This window comes from Pseudoalteromonas sp. OANN1, from assembly GCF_024124685.1.
GTDB lineage: Bacteria > Pseudomonadota > Gammaproteobacteria > Enterobacterales > Alteromonadaceae > Pseudoalteromonas > Pseudoalteromonas piscicida.
This window is the reverse complement of record NZ_JAMXSE010000005.1, coordinates 209074-227358: the sequence shown is the minus strand read 5'-3', so window position 1 is coordinate 227358 and position 18285 is coordinate 209074. Positions and strand designations below refer to the sequence as shown.

General features: G+C 42.3%; 15 protein-coding genes and 1 pseudogene. 7 read left to right on the top strand and 9 right to left on the bottom strand.

The genetic code is table 11. From position 1 onward, the window contains the following. Positions 1 to 30 precede the first annotated feature (30 nt). Positions 31 to 1371 (top strand): N-succinylarginine dihydrolase, encoded by a 1341-nt coding sequence (gene astB, locus NH462_RS07020; protein WP_253105080.1) that lies wholly within the window; start codon positions 31 to 33, stop codon positions 1369 to 1371. A 62-nt stretch (positions 1372 to 1433) separates the two neighbouring features. Here the strand turns inward: astB and NH462_RS07015 are convergent, their stop codons facing one another. Further along, entirely contained in the window at positions 1434 to 2420 is a 987-nt protein-coding gene (locus NH462_RS07015; RefSeq protein WP_253105078.1) for a hypothetical protein, read from the bottom strand. A 116-nt stretch (positions 2421 to 2536) separates the two neighbouring features. Here NH462_RS07015 and NH462_RS07010 point away from each other — a divergent pair, with 116 nt between their 5' ends. After that, a complete protein-coding gene (locus tag NH462_RS07010) occupies positions 2537 to 2986 on the top strand; it encodes a hypothetical protein (RefSeq protein ID WP_010378604.1) in 450 nt (149 codons plus the stop codon). A gap of 75 nt (positions 2987 to 3061) precedes the next feature. Here the strand turns inward: NH462_RS07010 and NH462_RS07005 are convergent, their stop codons facing one another. Then, positions 3062 to 5332 carry an acyl-CoA dehydrogenase gene (locus tag NH462_RS07005; protein WP_253105076.1) on the bottom strand — a complete coding sequence of 757 codons (2271 nt, stop codon included), beginning with the start codon at positions 5330 to 5332 and terminating at the stop codon, positions 3062 to 3064. Between the two features lie 363 nt (positions 5333 to 5695). On the opposite strand from NH462_RS07005, the gene NH462_RS07000 reads away from it, so the two are divergent. The 3 genes from NH462_RS07000 (at position 5696) to NH462_RS06990 (ending at position 9388) form a co-directional block, all read left to right on the top strand. Continuing rightward, positions 5696 to 7516: a M2 family metallopeptidase gene (locus NH462_RS07000; RefSeq protein WP_045965750.1), complete on the top strand. Its 1821-nt coding sequence runs from the start codon at positions 5696 to 5698 to the stop codon at positions 7514 to 7516. Between the two features lie 175 nt (positions 7517 to 7691). Beyond that, positions 7692 to 8498, top strand: coding sequence for an ABC transporter permease subunit (locus NH462_RS06995; RefSeq protein WP_253105074.1), 807 nt, complete (start codon positions 7692 to 7694; stop codon positions 8496 to 8498). Further along, entirely contained in the window at positions 8495 to 9388 is an 894-nt protein-coding gene (locus NH462_RS06990) for an ABC transporter ATP-binding protein (protein WP_253105072.1), read from the top strand. Before NH462_RS06995 ends, NH462_RS06990 begins: the two co-directional genes overlap by 4 nt. A gap of 58 nt (positions 9389 to 9446) precedes the next feature. Here the strand turns inward: NH462_RS06990 and NH462_RS06985 are convergent, their stop codons facing one another. Beyond that, positions 9447 to 11060 carry a M56 family metallopeptidase gene (locus NH462_RS06985; RefSeq protein WP_253105070.1) on the bottom strand — a complete coding sequence of 538 codons (1614 nt, stop codon included), beginning with the start codon at positions 11058 to 11060 and terminating at the stop codon, positions 9447 to 9449. Further along, a complete protein-coding gene (locus NH462_RS06980; protein WP_017219509.1) occupies positions 11060 to 11452 on the bottom strand; it encodes a BlaI/MecI/CopY family transcriptional regulator in 393 nt (130 codons plus the stop codon). The genes NH462_RS06985 and NH462_RS06980 overlap by 1 nt, the downstream gene beginning before the upstream one ends. A 250-nt stretch (positions 11453 to 11702) precedes the next feature. On the opposite strand from NH462_RS06980, the gene NH462_RS06975 reads away from it, so the two are divergent. Then, the gene (locus NH462_RS06975) at positions 11703 to 12674 is read left to right on the top strand and encodes a transposase (RefSeq protein WP_253105069.1); all 972 of its coding nucleotides are present in this window, start codon (positions 11703 to 11705) and stop codon (positions 12672 to 12674) included. Between the two features lie 713 nt (positions 12675 to 13387). Here the strand turns inward: NH462_RS06975 and NH462_RS06970 are convergent. The 3 genes and pseudogenes from NH462_RS06970 to NH462_RS06960 all read right to left on the bottom strand — a co-directional run bounded on the left by NH462_RS06970 (position 13388) and on the right by NH462_RS06960 (position 15537). Beyond that, entirely contained in the window at positions 13388 to 14254 is an 867-nt protein-coding gene (locus tag NH462_RS06970; protein WP_010378593.1) for an alpha/beta hydrolase, read from the bottom strand. A 520-nt stretch (positions 14255 to 14774) separates the two neighbouring features. Further along, positions 14775 to 14934 (bottom strand): annotated as a pseudogene (locus NH462_RS06965) (transposase); the annotation flags it as partial. A 186-nt stretch (positions 14935 to 15120) separates the two neighbouring features. Further along, positions 15121 to 15537: a MerR family transcriptional regulator gene (locus tag NH462_RS06960; protein ID WP_253105066.1), complete on the bottom strand. Its 417-nt coding sequence runs from the start codon at positions 15535 to 15537 to the stop codon at positions 15121 to 15123. Positions 15538 to 15691: 154 nt separating this feature from the next. On the opposite strand from NH462_RS06960, the gene NH462_RS06955 reads away from it, so the two are divergent. Beyond that, positions 15692 to 16612 carry an NAD-dependent epimerase/dehydratase family protein gene (locus NH462_RS06955; RefSeq protein WP_253105063.1) on the top strand — a complete coding sequence of 307 codons (921 nt, stop codon included), beginning with the start codon at positions 15692 to 15694 and terminating at the stop codon, positions 16610 to 16612. A gap of 137 nt (positions 16613 to 16749) precedes the next feature. On the opposite strand, the gene NH462_RS06950 is transcribed toward NH462_RS06955, so the two are convergent. Continuing rightward, positions 16750 to 17058: a hypothetical protein gene (locus NH462_RS06950; RefSeq protein WP_253105060.1), complete on the bottom strand. Its 309-nt coding sequence runs from the start codon at positions 17056 to 17058 to the stop codon at positions 16750 to 16752. A gap of 113 nt (positions 17059 to 17171) precedes the next feature. Continuing rightward, entirely contained in the window at positions 17172 to 18185 is a 1014-nt protein-coding gene (gene sohB, locus NH462_RS06945) for a protease SohB (RefSeq protein WP_253105057.1), read from the bottom strand. Positions 18186 to 18285 lie beyond the last annotated feature (100 nt).

Sequence of the window (18285 nt, the reverse complement as noted above, 5' to 3'; positions counted from 1 at the left end):
CTATAACTATTCGCAACAGGAACCGCACTCATGACTTATGAAGTCAATTTCGACGGCTTAGTAGGGCCAACACATAATTATGCCGGATTATCTTATGGTAATGTCGCGTCACTTTCTAACGCTACCAGCGTTTCTAATCCAAAAGAAGCGGCATTGCAAGGTCTTGAAAAGATGAAAGCAATGCATGATATCGGCCTAAAACAAGGGATATTTGCACCTCATGCACGCCCGAGTTTAGCTCCACTGCGCCGTGTTGGCTTTTCAGGCACCGATGCTCAAGTACTTGAAAAAGCGTATAAACACGATCCAATATTGCTTCGAGCTTGTTACTCTGCCTCTGCAATGTGGACGGCAAATGCGGCGACTGTGTCGCCTTCTGTTGATTCTAGCGATGGCAAAGTTCATTTCACAAGTGCCAATTTAAACTGCAAATTCCACCGTTCAATAGAGCCCGAAACCACCACGAATTTACTTCGTGCTATGTTCGCCAATGCGCAATATTTTGCACATCACCAGCATTTGCCTGAGCAGCCTTTTTTTGGCGATGAAGGTGCTGCGAACCACACTCGCCTCGCCGATAGCCATGGCAGTAAAGGTCTACAATTATTTGTGTACGGTTCAAGTGGCTTTAACAGCGATATAAAGGGTCCTACTAAATATCCTGCTCGGCAAACATTAGAAGCAAGTCAAGCGATTGCAAGGCTACATCAATTAGATGATAAGCAAGCAATTTTTATCCAGCAAAATCCAAATGTGATTGATCAAGGCGTGTTCCATAATGACGTCATTGCGGTGGGCAATGAGAATGTACTGTTTTGCCATGATCAAGCCTTTATTGATCAAACCTCCAGTCTAACTAAAATTAGACAAGCGTATATCGGCGAAAAGCCTTTGCATATTGTAGAAGTTCCGACGCATGCAGTGAGTGTTGAAGACGCAGTAAAAAGTTACCTATTTAATTCTCAATTGATCACTTTGCCATCAGGCGAGATAATGCTGGTTGCACCGGAGGAATGTGCGAAGAATGATAACGTTGCCGCGTATATCGAATATATGCTCGGTGCAAAAAATCCGATTTCGCAAGTACGCTTTTTTGACTTACGCCAAAGTATGCAAAATGGTGGTGGACCTGCATGTTTGCGATTACGTGTAGCACTCAATGAAGCTGAGCTAAAAGCGGTAAATCCAGAAGTGATGATGAGCGAAGACAAATTTATTCAACTAAGCGCGTGGGTCAATAAACATTATCGCGATAAAGTCACGGAGCAGGATTTAGCTGATCCGAGCCTACTGCAAGAGTCCTATGCTGCACTAGATGAACTCACCCAACTACTCAATCTTGGTAGCGTTTACGACTTCCAACGCGCCTAATTTCAAGTTTTGCTTGTCAAACTGCAATTAATCTGAGGTTTTAAGGGAGTGATTTCACTCCCTTACTTTTTAGCAAGTACATTAACCGCCCACGTCTCAAGCATACCGTCGCTATTTAGCGTTACTAAGGTGTCTGGGTTTGGGACATACATATCGACTACCGTTGCTCCCTCACTTTCAGTATGAATAGACCAAGTGCCTAATTCTTCCCCGCTCTCATAGCGCCAGATGGAGAGGTGAGATTTTGACGATGATGTCGCGAGTAAGCCTGAGTCAGAAATAAATTTAGCCTTTCTAAACATCTTAAAACGGGCCATATACTTTAGCTCACTGAGCTGTTTTCCAGACTCAAAGTCTAGTACATGTTGCGCATTCAACCCATCTGAGACGAATAAGTGCTTGCCATCATGACTCACTGTTAAACTGGTAACACGATGACTAAATTGATGCTCATATAAAGGTTCTGGTGAGGCAAATTGCCAAAGGGCAACCAACCCATCTTGCGCGCCTGTAACAAAATAGTCACCACTATTATCAAACGCCAAATGCTCTATCGGCCGAGTATGTGGCATAAAACGATTGTTTAACTTCGTGAATAGATCCGCCATATTGAGTGAGCCATCATCCATCGCAACAAGCAAACGCTGGTTGTTATGGGAAAGCGCTAAAGCAGAGATTGAAGCAAGTGGACTCACCCCTGCAAAAGGTACGTTCGTTATCAACTTTTGCTTTGGAACAGACCAAATTGAGATAAGGTTTTCACCTGCCACGATGAGCATTTCCTTATCATCTGACAATAAAACTTCTTTGACTGGTGTTTTTATTTTGTCTTTGGGTACTGAGAATATGACAGACTGATTGGCATTGTCATAAATATGGATTTCAGCATGACTGTCTAATGTTACGCTCCACTTTCCATCTTTAGAAAAGTGTCCAAGTATTATGCCATTTTGCGTCAACTGGCTTGTTACCCCTTTACTAATTTCAGGCTGCGATCCACACCCTACTAAAAATAAAGCGAACCAAGCTAGTGATATTAAACGAGACATCTTAAACCCTTAGCACATAATACATTTATTTCATTTACTGACTTTACATATCGGCCGTTAGCAGACAAACTTAACTTATTGTGAATAATTTTAGACTGCATATGATGTATTTTAGCATGACAAAGTCACTTATTAAGCAAACTTTCGTTGTCTTAGCCGCAATGATTTTACTCTCAGCGTGCGGCTCAGAGGATAATGTCAGTGGTGACAAGGACACTCCTGGATATGCCGCAACAATGTATTTTGACGCACTCTATAATAAAAAAGATCTAGACGCGGCAATGAAAATCGCCACTCCCCGTCACGCGCGTATCATGCGCTCTTACGGTACTGCGTCGCAATTCGCCAGAAATTTAGTGAATATGCAATACGATGAAGTCACCATAGAAGTTGATATGACCAATCAAAGTCTGCGCGAACAGTATGGCGACAGCGCAAAAATTAATTTAATTTTTACAGGTCAGCTCCACGGTGAGCAAGTAGACGACATGCGTAGTGTCAGTATGGTGCGCAAAAAAGGCAAATGGTACGTAGACAAGGTACTAGCCGACCCCTTTGCACGTTAACTCAAGAATAAGAAAGGAAAGCCCCGTTGTCGGGGCTTTTTTAACAAATTAGCCAATATCCTCTGTCACAACAAACTAGTTGGGCGCTTTCGCATCAACAGCAACAGCTTTTGCAACTAGCGTTTCAATACAAAAGATAGTTTCAGAACTCTTATCATCAATCACGTTGTCGTCCATTGCGATACTGAGTTTTTCATTCAATGTCTTACCCACCAGTTTCACGCTATTTTGTTTACACCACTTGCGATATTTTGCCATTAGTGGAGCATGCGCCTTTTCCAGTAAATAAGCATGCTCAACTGTATCTATCGCAGAGTGTTTTACCACGGCGCACAGATGGGAGATACGTTCACGGGTCGAGTTGTGATCAGAAACATTGCTACATACCTGCACCGCCAATTTATCGCTCGGCGCTTTGATCCAATTACCAACGGGAAACGCCAAACGTTTTAACAAAAATGCCAGAGGTGCTGCGGTAAAGTTATCGCAAAATGCATAAATAGCCTTACTTGCTTCGTTAAGACAGTGATCTAAGGCAAACTTTACCAGCGGTAAGTCCCCTTGTTGACGGCCATCATCTTCGTATTTTTTTAATGCACACGAGGCGATGTAAAGAAAGCTCAGGACATCTCCCAATTTTGCAGAGAGCATTTCTCTACGTTTTAGTGAACCGCCTAGCTTTAACATAGCAATATCACTATACACTGAGAGCGCTTGGCTCAACCATGTTAGACGTCGGTAATACGCCGCCACATCACCACTAACTGGCGCACGTTCGAAACGTGCTAGTGTGAAGCCATTAAAAAACGCCTTGAGCCCATTCACAGAGGTATGCTGCAAGTGTTTGCAAAGCACTTCATCAAACTCTTTCAAAGCGATTAATTGATCTTCTTGCTGTACGATACTCATTTCTTTCAGTATGAAAGGATGGCAACGCGTCGCACCTTGACCAAAAATCATCAAGCTTCGAGTTAAGATATTGGCGCCCTCAACGGTAATAGAAATCGGCATGCCCATGTAATTGTGAGCAAGATAGTTCATTTCCCCCATTTGAATGGCTTTACCGCCATGAATATCCATCGCATCATTCAATGCTACTCTTGCATGCTCTGTGAGGTGATACTTGGCAATCGCAGTGACTACCGAAGGGCTTTGCTTTAAATCAATTGCCAACGCAGTGGTTTGTCTCACCGCTTCAATTAGATAGCTATAGCCGTAAATTCTGGCTAACGCGCTTTGCACTCCTTCAAAGGCAGAGATGGGTACACCAAATTGACGACGGACACCGGCATAAGCCGAAGTCGTTCTGGCACTTAATTGAGCGGTTCCCGCGCTCAGTGCTGGCAAAGATATCCCCCGCCCAGCACTTAAACACGACACCAGCATGCGCCACCCTTTGCCGATACCCGCTTGTTCGCCTATCACCCAAGCCATTGGAATAAAAACATCTTCACCACTGGTTGTACCATTCATAAAGGCTTGCCCCAGCGGGTTATGTCGATCTCCTGTTTTTACGCCTTCATGTGTAGTCGGAATAAGTGCACAAGTGATCCCAAGCTCTACTTTATTTGAAAGCAATTGATCCGGGTCGTAAACCTTAAACGCAAGTCCTAATACATCAGCGACGGGCGCCAGCGTGATGTATCGTTTTTGCCAAGTTACCGCAAGTCCAATTTGCTTTTCTCCCTCAAATTCTCGCTCACACACAATCGCAAAGTCTTGAATGCTACCAGCATCGGATCCTGCCTCTGGCGAGGTCAATGCAAAACAAGGTAGCGCCTCACCCGAGGCAAGCTTTGGCAGCCAAGTATTCTGCTGATCATTGGTGCCGTAATGAAGCAGCAGCTCTGCAGGGCCTAAACTATTTGGCACCATCACGGTTACTGCAGTAGACAAACTACGGCTGGCTATTTTTGCAACGATGGTGGAGTTCGCCTGAGCACTAAATTCCCGACCACCAAAAGCCTTTGGAATAATAAAAGCAAAAAAACCCTTTTCTTTTAAAAATTGCCAAACTTCTTCAGGCAGGTCTTGAGCCTCAGATATTTTTTCTTCATCAAGCATTTTTAGCAGCGTATGTAATTCGTTATCTATAAATGCCTGTTCTTCATCGCTCAGCTTTGGCTTATCATTGCTCAACCACTTTCGCCAATTCGGCTTACCAGAAAACAACGCGCCATCCCACCAGATACTCCCTGCTTCCATCGCTTCTCGCTCGGTTTGGGAGAGTTCAGGTAATGACGTTTTGAAATAATTGAAGAGCGGTTTAGTGATCAACTTAACCCTGATATCACGGACACAAAATACCACCACAATTGCCAATATCACCAATAAAACTAAAGTCATATGCACTCCTTTTTGCAGGCTTCAAATACGGCCTTTTGATACAATTGACTGCCTTAATTATGGTTAATAATCACACTAACTCAACTTTTATCTACGCTCGCATCTCATTGTTTGTCCATCGCAAAATTGTCGTTTTAAAGTCGTCCTGCTATTATTCTTGCCACCACAGCAAAAAATGATGCTTTGCTGCGCATAAAAGCCGCGCTCAGTACGAATTAGTTGTTCATACAACTAATACTAATTGGATTAATTTACTTGCTGATTTTTAGCAATTAACCCAATTAGTGTAGCTGGCTATAGATACTAAAACGCCGTCTAGTGTTAAGTCGGCTCGTGTATTAATTAAAACAACAAGTGAACCCTATGAAACCAAGATTTAAGTTAAGTGTTGGCGCACTCATCGTTGCCAGTACTTTTGCACTCTCTGCCTGCAAATCCACTGAAACTACAAATAAAGCATTATCAGAAGCCGATGCAGTTGCATTTTTAGATAAGGCGTCAGAACAGCTGGTTGACCTTAACTTCCGCTCTAGCCGCTCAGCTTGGATTTATGCGAACTTTATTACTCACGACACAGCTTCACTTGCTGCAGACGTGAATGAGGAATACACCGCTGCGCTCGTGGAGCTTGCTAACCAAGCAGCACAATTTGATGGCTTGGCGTTAAGCGAAGATACCCGACGTAAGCTTGATAAATTGAAGTTAAACCTGACATTACCTGCACCAAAAGATGCTGACAAAACAGCGGAACTTGCAAAGCTCACTGCAGAGCTTGATGGTATGTACGGAAAGGGCAAATACTGTAAAGATGATGGCACTTGCCTAAGCCTTGGTGAAATGACGGCTAAGATGGCAAATAGTCGCGACTATGAAGAGCTTTTAGACATCTGGCAAGGTTGGCGTGAAGTGTCAAAGCCGATGCGTCCACTCTATGAAAAGCAAGTTGTACTTACCAACGAAGGTGCTAATGAGCTTGGCTACGCAGACACAGGCGCAATGTGGCGCAGTAAATACGACATGCCAGCGGACGACTTTGCAAAAGAACTTGACCGTACCTGGAACCAAGTAAAGCCGCTATACGATTCGCTTCACTGTCATGTTAGAGCTAAGCTTGGCGAGAAATACGGCGAAGATAAAGTACCTCAAGACCAGCCTATTCCAGCACACTTGCTTGGCAATATGTGGGCACAAAGCTGGGGCAATATCTATGACTTAGTCGCGCCAGAAAACGCAGATCCGGGTTATGATGTAACGGCGCTACTGGCTAAACACAATTACGACGAAATCAAAATGGTAAAAGGTGCAGAAAAGTTCTTCACCTCTATGGGTTTTGCTCCATTACCTGAGACTTTCTACGAACGTTCTTTATTTATTAAACCACAAGATCGCGACGTACAATGTCATGCATCAGCTTGGAATTTAGATGCCAAAGACGACCTACGCATCAAAATGTGTATCCAACGCACAGGTGAAGAATTCTCAGTTATCCACCATGAACTAGGCCATAACTTCTATCAACGCGCTTACAATCAGCAGCCTGTGTATTACCAAGAAAGTGCCAACGATGGCTTCCATGAAGCTATCGGCGACACCATCGCGCTATCTGTAACACCTGGCTACTTAAAGCAAATTGGTTTGTTAGATAACGTACCGGATGAGTCAAAAGATATCGGTCTATTGATGAAGATGGCACTCGATAAAGTTGCATTCATTCCATTTGGTCTACTTGTCGACCAATGGCGCTGGAAAGTATTCTCTGGTGAGATTTCTCCAGCAGAGTACAACCAAGCGTGGTGGGAATTAAGAGAAAAATATCAAGGTGTTAAAGCACCAATTTCACGTACTGAAAATGACTTTGACCCAGGTGCAAAATACCACGTACCTGGTAATGTCCCTTACACTCGTTACTTCTTAGCGCATATTTTGCAGTTCCAATTCCACAAATCACTTTGTGAAATAGCTGGCAGCAAAGAAGCCATTCACCGCTGTTCTGTTTACAACTCGAAAGCAGCTGGTGAGCGTTTAAATGCCATGCTTGAAATGGGCAGCAGCAAACCTTGGCAACAAGCACTTAAAACGCTAACAGGTAAAGATGAAATGGATGCAACAGCAGTACTTGACTACTTTGCACCATTGCAAAAATACCTAGATGAGCAAAATAAAGGCCGTAATTGCGGCTGGTAATTGCTAGCAAATTTAGACTAATAAACGGGCACACTCAATCGTGCCCGTTTTTCATTGGTTTAATTTTGTTACAGTTCAGTAACTTCCTTTTTTAGCGCCAATCATATACGCTCAAATCAAAGTCAGCCTACCGCTCTAGTAGTGAAAGTCTGTGTTGTCACTTGCAAGGATCCTTATGAATATAAAAAGAATTGGCCTAATTGCCATCTTTGAATTGCAACGCTTGTTTGCAACGAAACGCGGATGGATAGCCATCGCCGCATTTGTTTTAGTTTGGTATGCCATTTTGCGCTACGCCATTGCTGAAGCGGTATCCATTGTCAGCGACCCCAACTTCAAAAATATGATCCAGAGTTTTTCTGGCGTCGTTGGTATGCATCGTATTGCCCAATGGCCTGAAATGGAGCTTGCACTGTACTTAGTTTGGTCAATCTTTTTATTTCCTCTTTTTGTGATCTTTTCAAGCGCAGATCAAACTGTAGAAGATAGAAGCCGCGGCACACTCAGATTTCTAACCCTGCGCACATCTCGCGCGGAAATTGTTGTTGGTCGCTTTGTTGGACAGGTATTCAATACGTTGCTACTCATAGCGATTTCTGCTGTAGGCGCTTGGATATTAATGGTGGTGCGCGACCCAAGCTTATGGCTCACAGGGCTTACTCGGGCGACATTAATTGTCCTAGAGCTAACGCTTATTACTGCGCCATTTATTGCCCTGATGTCTGTGGCTAATCACTTTGCTAACTCTAGTAAAATGAGCATGATTTACGCGATTTTGACCTACTTAACGCTCGCCACTTTAGTCGCTTTTGCAGTTGAGTACAGCGCATACGCAGAGTACCTTTTTTATCTTTTTCCTGGGTTCCAAGGCTCAGAAACCATTGCACAGAATATCAACCTCACTCGCTTTGCCACACCGGTGCTGCATAGCTTCGTATTGATTGCAATTAGCTGTGAACTATTAAGAAGGCGCGCGCTATGACTAGCATTATTGAAGTTAATAATTTAGTGAAAAAATATGGACGAAAGCGCGCACTAGATAACGTATCTTTCACCCTAAACGCAGGTTCACCTATTGCGCTTGTCGGCCCCAATGGTGCGGGTAAAACCACCCTTTTTAGTACACTTTGCGGGTATCTAAATGCAGATGCTGGCAGTGTTAAAATTTTGGGCCATAAGCCTGGCAGCGCTGCACTTTTTGGCCGCCTTGCCGCACTTCCACAGGATGCTCAGCTTGATCCAAGGTTTTCTGTCAGTAATCAGCTACGTTTATACGGACAGCTTCAAGGTTTAGATGCGAAAGCGGCCGAGAGTGAAACGCATAGAGTGCTTGAGCTCGTCGACCTCAAAGACTGTTATCACGCTAAACCTCATGAGTTATCTCATGGCATGCGAAAACGTATCTGTATTGCCCAAACGCTACTTTCACAGCCTGAAATTGTACTGCTTGACGAAGCCACGGCTGGATTAGATCCCGTGAATGCTCGTGAGATCAGAAACCTAGTAAAAAGGCTTCAATCTGAAACGACCTTTATTTTGAGTTCACACGATTTAGTAGAACTCGATGATTTGTGCGATCAGGTATTACATTTACAGCATGGTAAATTAACCGCTGTTGACCGCATCCAAGAAGCGGAACTTGCCACGCTAACTGTAAAACTTAAAGAGTCTGGCACCAGTAGTCACATAGCGCTTTTGAGGACCTTACAAGGCGTTGAAGAGGTGACGGTAAATGCCAGTGGCGCCCTGCTTATTGAGTATCGTAGCGGCCAACAGGTTGATATTGATGTACTCAGGCTTTGCCGTGAACAGGGCTGGCGTTACAAGTCTTTAGTTAACGGTAAAACACTAGAAGATGAACTGTTCGGCTAGCACACGGTTAGTTTAGTAAATTAAAAAAGCCTGCATCTTACAGGCTTTCTTAAATGATTTATAACTTCGCCAGTAACAAAGAACCTGGTCGAGGTAAACGAGGTAATATTGCCGGCGTTTTCGCATAATGTGCTGGCAAACGCTGTTTCAGTTCGTTCACCTTTGTTTGGTTATTCAGTTTTTCGTATGCATAGTATCTTAGGATATCTTGATATGTTTGGTTTTCAGCACCGGTTACAACATCACTGTTTAATACAGCTAATGCTTTATCGTAGTCTGCCATTTCAATGTAGGCGCGTGCCAAATCAGTAGCGCTACCGATTTGAAAGCGACTTTGCATTTTTTCAGATAAACTCTCTAGTTGCTCTGCTGCCTGTTGATACCGCCCAAGGTGCATATAAGCTGATGCCAATCTGTTTTTTAAAAATGGCGGTTGAGTAGAGCCTTCAGGAAACCAATTAGTGTAAGCGGTCAAGATTGCTTCGTATTGACCTAGCTTATGATAGGTTTGGTCGAGCAAGGTAAAGCTTTTTACTTTTATATCCAGCTCTTCAAAATCATTTAACAAACCGCGGTTACTATGCCAATTTAAAATGTGTGAAACCGCTGCTTTAAGCTGTGTTTCATCATTCGATTTCGCGCCTTTCGCCCCAGCGAGTAGCTCCCTCAATTGCTGTTGATATCGCGCTGACTTTTCACTCTTTTGTTTACTAGCTCCTTGTGTTACCTGCTTTTCAGAGACGATTTGGTTAGCAGCTAAGGCACTACAAGACAGTGCTGCCGTGATAATCATTAAATGGGATAATTTCATTTTCTTTTCCTTGTTTAGTGTTTTAACTCTTTGAATATTGAAACTTTTCGAGTGAGATACGGCTAATACTGAATGACCTAATGACGCATGTTCATACCGGTATTGATGTTCGGACAACAGTAAGCTGGCCAAATCGTATCTATATTTATCACTCAGTTTTTCCATGCAGCTTTCATCGCAGCTGAGTTCGATTTGTTGTCGCGCCAAATTTGCTAACAACAAACAGAATGGATTCCAAAAGAATAGGCTTTCAGTTGCACATATTAGCCATAACCAATATGTGTCCTTATGCTTGATATGCGTTAACTCATGCTCAATCACGGATTCGAGTTCTGGTCGACCTTTCATCTTAAAGTCTAACCAAATGGTGTGCTGTAATGGGCCTGTCGTAATTGCAGGGGTACTCAATTCTGTAAATTTTACGGTGCAAAACGTGTGTAAATATTGATGCTCTTCACTGGTGTAGGCGCTTTCTTCTATGCCACTTAGTAACCTTTTATACGACCACACTCTCGCTAGAAATAGTCCTCCACCTACCACTATCAGAAATACAAACAAATTTGAAAACACCTGGTTTATGGTATCGCCGGAAAGCCAGTTTGATTCGGTTTGCAAAGTGGTTTGCTTGATGCTGTTCGATGGAGTTGACCCTGAGTCTGAAATAGAACTCACCTCAATAGTGTAAAGATCGAGATTTATTAAAAAAGGGGGTGGGGAAAGTTGCTGCCATGGAATTAGCCAACTCAATAACCCTACTACCAACACATAAAAGCGCGTTCGTGCAGGCGCAGTTTTCAGAAAATAGCAGCTAGTCAAACTAAACATGCTGAGCAAGCTTGCGGTGAGTAAGTAATCAAACATTAGTCGCTCTCTTTCTTCTGCTTTTTGCTCTTAAGTAGGTTTTGTAAATACTCAATATCATCATCGTCTAAACTCTCTTCTTTAATGAAATGAGCTATCAGGCTGCGTGAACTACCTTTAAAAAAGCGATCCATAAAGCGCGGTGTTGCCTGCTGTGAAAGCGCTTGCTGAGTCACTTTTGCTTGATAGACGATTGACCTCCCCTGCTGACCACAGCGCTCGACCGCACCTTTTTGCTCTAGTCGATCTACGATTGTTTTGACTGTGTTATAAGCCACTTTTTTTGCTCTTGTATCATCTGCAAGAAGATATTTATGAAGCTCACTGGCAGTACATGCATTTTGTTGCCAAAGTAGCTTCATCACGTCTAATTCAAATTCACTTAGTTTCACTTATCACCTCCATTACTACATTTGTAGTTTTTAACCACTACAAATGTAGTTGTTAGTACCCATGAAGTCAACTAGAAATTTTTGGTGAAAAAACAGAAAGTGAAGCTATACATGAAAGCTTCATTACCTTGGAGAAAAGTGAGGGTGTGCAACAAACCGCCAAATCGCTGACACCCACCACTAATTTGCACCTTCCTAAGATTCCGCCTACGCTTTAATTCTGCACTCAAAGGATTGAGGAAACCAAACTATGGCTACTGCCCGTAAAAAACAAATCAGTTTAACCGACACCAAATACTACCACTGTATCTCCCGTTGCGTAAGGCGTGCGTTTCTGTGCGGTGAAGATAAATTTACTGGAAAATCATACGAGCACCGCCGTGATTGGGTTGAAGAAAAGCTCCTGATGTTAGGTTCCGTGTTTTGTATTGATGTCTGTGCTTATGCCGTAATGAGTAATCACACCCACATTGTTTTATATGTTGATGATAAAAAGGCTAAGCGCCTGTCGGATGAAGCGATTGTGATACGATGGCACAAGCTGTTTAAAGGCAACTGGATAACCCATAAGCTCGTTGAGGGAGAACCGCTCAATGAATCTGAGCAATTGATACTCGATGAGCATGTCACCAAGTACAGAGAAAGACTAGCCGATATTAGCTGGTTTATGCGGGTACTTAACGAAGATATCGCCCGCCGAGCAAATAAAGAAGATAATTGCACAGGTCGGTTTTGGGAAGGACGATTCAAATCCCAAGCACTACTGGATGAAGCTGCACTGGCTGCCTGCCTCGCTTACGTAGATCTAAACCCCATTAGAGCCCAAATTACCGCAACGCCTGAAACATCAGACCACACAAGCATCAAAAAACGCATTGACCATGCTAAGCTGGGCAAGCAACCAAAAAGCCTACTGCGCTTTGCTGGCAGCCCACGAAAACATATGCCAAAAGGACTGCCTTTTGAACTCAAATCCTATATTGAATTAGTTGAACTCACAGGCCAATGTATCCGCGCCGACAAACGAGGCTATATCTTTGAGTCTCAACCCATTCTTACTCGACTCAATATAGAGCCTGAGAACTGGATAAAACTCACTACGCAGTTTTCTCGGGTATTCCACGGTGCAGTTGGTCGAGAACGAACAATAACCGCCTACTGTGAAACACTGCAAAAACGACGACGGACGAATCTGACAAACTGCGAGCGCTTGTTGGCTTAGCAAAACTCACATTCTCAATTTTAGAATTTCTTACTTCCGTATTTACAGCGCTTTGTCGTGCGCGATAACCCAGTTTTAGTGTAGCGATACGCTTATCAGCCAAAGGTCACCCTATCTAAGAACGCTTTTTTGTCCATATTCTTTAAGTGTTTCCGCACGTTTTAATCTCACTTTACCAGCTTAGATACAAATAACGGTGGGTGTCATCAATGATTTACTATCAATGATTTACTCTAAAGAAGTGGTGCTTACGCCTGTGAATACAAAACTGAGATTGGCAAGAGTACCCGCATGAGAAACGAATTAGAGTTGATGCATGGGATCAAGCATCGGGTGTGGCACAACCACCGACGGCGTTAGGATGGCAATGCGGCTAACGCTGCATTGAACCACGAACATAGACTGAAGACAGGTGCCACGACGAACTAAGTAAGGTCTGCTCTGTTACTAGAAATAGTAATAACCAACGAATATCAGCAAAATAACCGACGACATTACTTGCTTCATCCTATGTATTAACTCGCTCTAATTCGAGTTGAAATAGTTATGTCTTAAAAAGTTAGGCGGGATCAGTGCGTTTAACTTGACAGTGGGAGTCATACCAACGCTTTGCTAAGGGGAAATTGACTGTTGGCTAAACTTGCGCGAAGCGCCAAGCCAGCTGTTAATTGTCCCAGTGAGTTTACGAACGAACTTTAGCAACTTGTTAAGCCTCATTTGCCAACAAGTTCTTTGATGCTTTTTACTACCAGATCGCGGTCTGCGATATGCAGGTGGTGTTTTTCTGATTCCGAATAGATAACGCGGCTATTAGTGGATAGATTTTTGAAGTAGCCTTCTGCTCCAGCGTATAAGGAATCCATGGTATTTGCTATTTCATCGGGAACAAAAGGCGGATCGTATCGTTTACCTGTTTGCTTTGAGCGTACAACTATTACTGGTTTGTTTCCGTAATTTGAGGCGTTAGCTAATATTTTATAGCTTTTCATATGGTCTACATTTTCAGGCACTCTTTCAAACATTGGATCATGAACACTTTGCTCAAATTTATAAAAACGCTCTAAATTTTCATTATCTGTTTTAAAGTTTTTAGGCCATCTAGTACCCATTGTATAAAAATATCCAAGTGGTGGTGGATCAATAAGTACAGCTCCCATGACTTCTTGTGGATAAAGGTTGTTGTATGCTGCGACTATATAAGAAGCATATGAACTACCAGCAAAATAATACGGTGCTTTGATATTAGCATTTTGAAGCAAATTTCTGAGCCTACTTGCTATATCATTAACAGTGAAAGGAATTACACCTTTTTCACTTTTACCCAATCCAGCTCTGTCATATAAACAAATACTAAAATCGTTTTTTAATCGTTTTATGTTTTCTAACCAAACACCATCTGAACCAGAACGCCCAAAACCCTGCTCAAGTATTAATTGTGGCTTGTCATTTTCGTAACACTCAAGATAAAGCTTAAATCCACCAACATCATATAATCCTGATTTTGTTGGCTTCATTTCTAGCTCTGTAGCCAGCGCACCAAAACTAATAAAAATTGAACATAACAATATAATTGATTTCATTTAGACTCCATTCTCTCGATGAAGTTTAACATTTTAGTATTTATGCGACACGCAGTTTGTGTTGCATAATCGCTTGTTGGACTGAGCAGCTACCCGCTCGATGTGTCAGAGTTGGTGTTGTTTATGCTATAGCTTGCTTTTTAGAGGCTCTCACTTTCCTAGCTAGTGTAATCAGTTTAGCTAGTGTTATGTAAGCTTTCCCTGCATTGCTCAGCGCTTATTATGTATTCATTACACCTAAATTTTCCTTAATAAGCAATTATATTTTTTAGCGTACAGAGGCCGCTAGCCTGAGCAATTAAGCAGGTTAACTAATTGATTTTAAGCAACTATCGAGCTGCTAACTCGTTCGCTCTACTTTGGTCGTTATTACATCTAACTTGAATACGTCAATTAGCCGCAAGATACCTGCCTTACAATGCTGACAAGGCCAATGCGGTATCAGTGTCACGGTTTCTGTGTTTGTCCTCTTTGTTCAGCATGTGCATGACGCCTGCGACCTTATCAGAGCTAACTTTCACTTGCGACATGCATTGGCTAAAAAACCGTAATGTCGAATACGCATAAATCCTTTCGGTAATTAATACACGCTGCAAATGACGCCGTATGAATTCGTCATTACTCAGTGTCATCACTTTATCGCAGTTATCATCTGCGTAATCTCGGTATGTGAAGCTCACCGGTTGGGTATTTGCTAATACTAAACGTGCTTTGTTATACACGCAGCATTAGAAATGGCTGTCCTTCTTTCTACTCCATTTGCCAGCATAGGTACAAATAATAGTGGGCAAATAATAGTGAGTGTCATCAACAATTCGCTCAAAAAACAACCTCCGCTTTGGCAAGTTTACTGCATTTTTTTGCATCTACCTCCTCCCTTTACCCATCCCCATTTGTGATATCACTCGCTTGGCATTGTCGGCACACGCCATGTCACCCGGTTTGGCTTCTATATCATTAAGGATGGAGTTTAATTGTCGTTTGTTGTCTGCAAGCTTTTTCTCCATCAGTTCAATATCAACAAGTTTTTGACGTAAAGCGTTAAGTAACTGATCATGTTTCCAGTCACTTAGATCACTCGGAAGTAATTTACTCAACTCATCTAAACTAAAGCCTGCCTTTTGACCATTTGAAATTAAATGCAATACAGTTTCAGCTTCAGGGGGATAGGTCCTATAACCATTGGCAGCGCGCTTAACTAATTTAAGTAGGCCAATATCCTCATAGAATCGAATTTTCGACGTCGCTAAGCCTGTTCTTTTTGATAATTCACCAATTTTCATAAACTCGAGTTCCTACTGCACTCAGTCTGCTACCTTAAATGAAAAAGTCTGTGCTTATCCCATACAATAGCAGATAACAGAAATTAAGTATTGACCTTCAAGTTTACTTTAACCTTATGCTTGCATAAAACGGATACAAATTAAGGTAATTTTTATGCAGACAATACTTGGAGCAAACGGCCAAATTGGTAGTGAGCTCGCCCTAGCTTTAAAGAAAGACTTTACCGATAACATTCGTCTTGTCAGCCGAACACCAAAAAAGATAAACAACACGGACGAATTACTCAGCGCTAATTTACTTGACGGCAGTCAAACGCAAAAAGCAGTAGCAGGCTCTAAAATTGTTTACTTAACCGCAGGACTGCCGATTGACACAAACATGTGGGTTGAGCAATTTCCTATTATGATGCGAAATGTCATCGATGCGTGTGCAAAACATAATGCCAAATTAGTGTATTTTGATAACACTTATATGTATCCGCAAAGCAATGAACGTCTCACAGAAGAAACACCTTTTTTGCCATATGGCGAAAAAGGCAAAGTTAGAGGACTAGTAGCGAATATGCTGCTCGATGCGATGAGTACAAGCCAAGTCAATGCGATGATTTGCCGCGCGCCTGAGTTTTATGGACCGGGTAAAACGCAAAGTATCACCAATACAGCGGTTCTTGATAAGCTGCGAGCAGGTGATGCTGCGAAAGTATTTATAAGCGATAATACGTTACGTACCTTGATATACACGCCAGATGCTAGCAGAGCAATGGCGTTACTGGGCAATACCTCTGATACGTATGGCCAGACATGGCATCTACCATGTGATGACAATCGACTCACTTACAAGCAAATCGTTAACTTAGCGAGCGAAATACTCGGCATTCAAGGCAAGTATTCAATATTAAAGAAATGGCAGCTATCACTGCTAAGCATTTTTAGCAAACCTATAAGAGAAACACGAGAACTGTTACCTCGATATGCAGTCGACAACTTATTTGTATCAGATAAATTTAAGCAGCGCTTTACGGAATTTGAAATTACCGCTTACCGAGATGGACTAACAACAACTCTCAACGAATGACGACGTTATTTAATACCTAGATCATTAGGCGCTAAGTTAAGTGCTACAACTAACACACGCTTTGGCGAGGAACAAACACTTAAATTGCTAAACTTGGACTCTGTACGGGAAATTGCACCGCACAGAGTTGATGCTTTTTATCTCATCCCTTTAAGAATTTCGATAATTTCTAGGGTATTTTCGAGTACCCTGATGACTCTACCTTCAACGCTTATCGTTACCAAATCCCGATCTCTGTCGCGATAAATCACTTTACCATGGTCGTAGATATCTGGATCTAAGCGTTCTCCAACTTGGAGTTTTTTTTGCCAACCTGGCGGAAGTGGCTTGCCCTGCTTCAACTTTTTCTCAAGGCCCGGCGGTAACTTCTCCGGTTTAGCATTCGCCTGATTTAAACCTAAAGTCAGACTAAAGGTAAGTAGAGAAAGTACAATAACTTTAATCATAACAACCTCTCTATTAGAGCGCGGCGTCATGCGTTTTGTGAACACAACGCCGTCTATAAAGTATTGTTAATAGTTTGAAATAAAGTTTATTGACATAAACTGAACAACAATCACTAATATTTAGATTGATTTAGTTTTGTTAACGCTTTAACGGAGAAACGTTCAATGGCAAGCCCCAACTGAAGTCCAAACTTCTCAGCAACGCCTTTTTTAGCCTTATAAGCCACCTTATAGAGTTGGTGACTTTCATTTAGTGACATGAGTAAATCGTCACTAGTGGATATTTCATCGACTAGTTTAAGTTCTAACGCTTGTGTACCAAACCAATGTTCTCCAGTGGCCACTTTCGCAATATCAAGGTCAGTACGATTGTCAGAGACAAAGTGTTTGAACAGACCATGCGTTTCTTCGATCTCCTCTTTGAACTTTTCTCTGCCTTTATCCGTATTCTCACCAAACAGCGTGAGTGTACGCTTATACTCACCCGCGGTTACCATTTCAAAGTCAACGTTATTCTTTTTCAATAAACGATTGAAGTTGGGGATCTGCGCAATCACACCGATTGAACCAATAATTGCAAATGGTGCTGCAATAATCTTATCTGCAACACAGGCCATCATATATCCGCCACTTGCAGCAACCTTGTCCACACAGACCGTCAGTGGAATACCCGCTTGCTTGATGCGCGTAAGTTGCGATGCACCAAGTCCATAACCGTGAACAACCCCACCACCACTTTCTACAGACACAACAACCTGATCTTTTTCTTTATCTGCAATCGTTAAAATAGCGTTGATCTCTTCTCTTAAACCCGAGACTTCGTGAGCGTCCATACTCCCGTTAAATTCAAGATAAAAAACGTTTTTCACTGCTTCTTTATCTTTATTTTTTTGCGCTTTAGATTGCGACTTATTTAGGGCTTTTAGCGCCTTTTTATCAAGCGTTTGCTGCAAAAACTGCTGCTTAGATTGCGCCAAACTGTCACTTAAATCGATAACTTCAATCTCACCCTTTTTCGATTTTGGTTTTGAGCTTGCTCCCACCATCAAAATAATGACAACTGCGATACCAAAGATAATGGTTACTGTCTTGGCTAGAAATAACCCATATTCAAACAAAAATGCCAAGTCGTTCTCCTCATTTAGCTCATAAAGGGGCCCATTTTTTCAATATAAAATGGACATAAAAAAGGCCGCTAGTTGCGGCCTTTTATAGTCTCGAAAAATG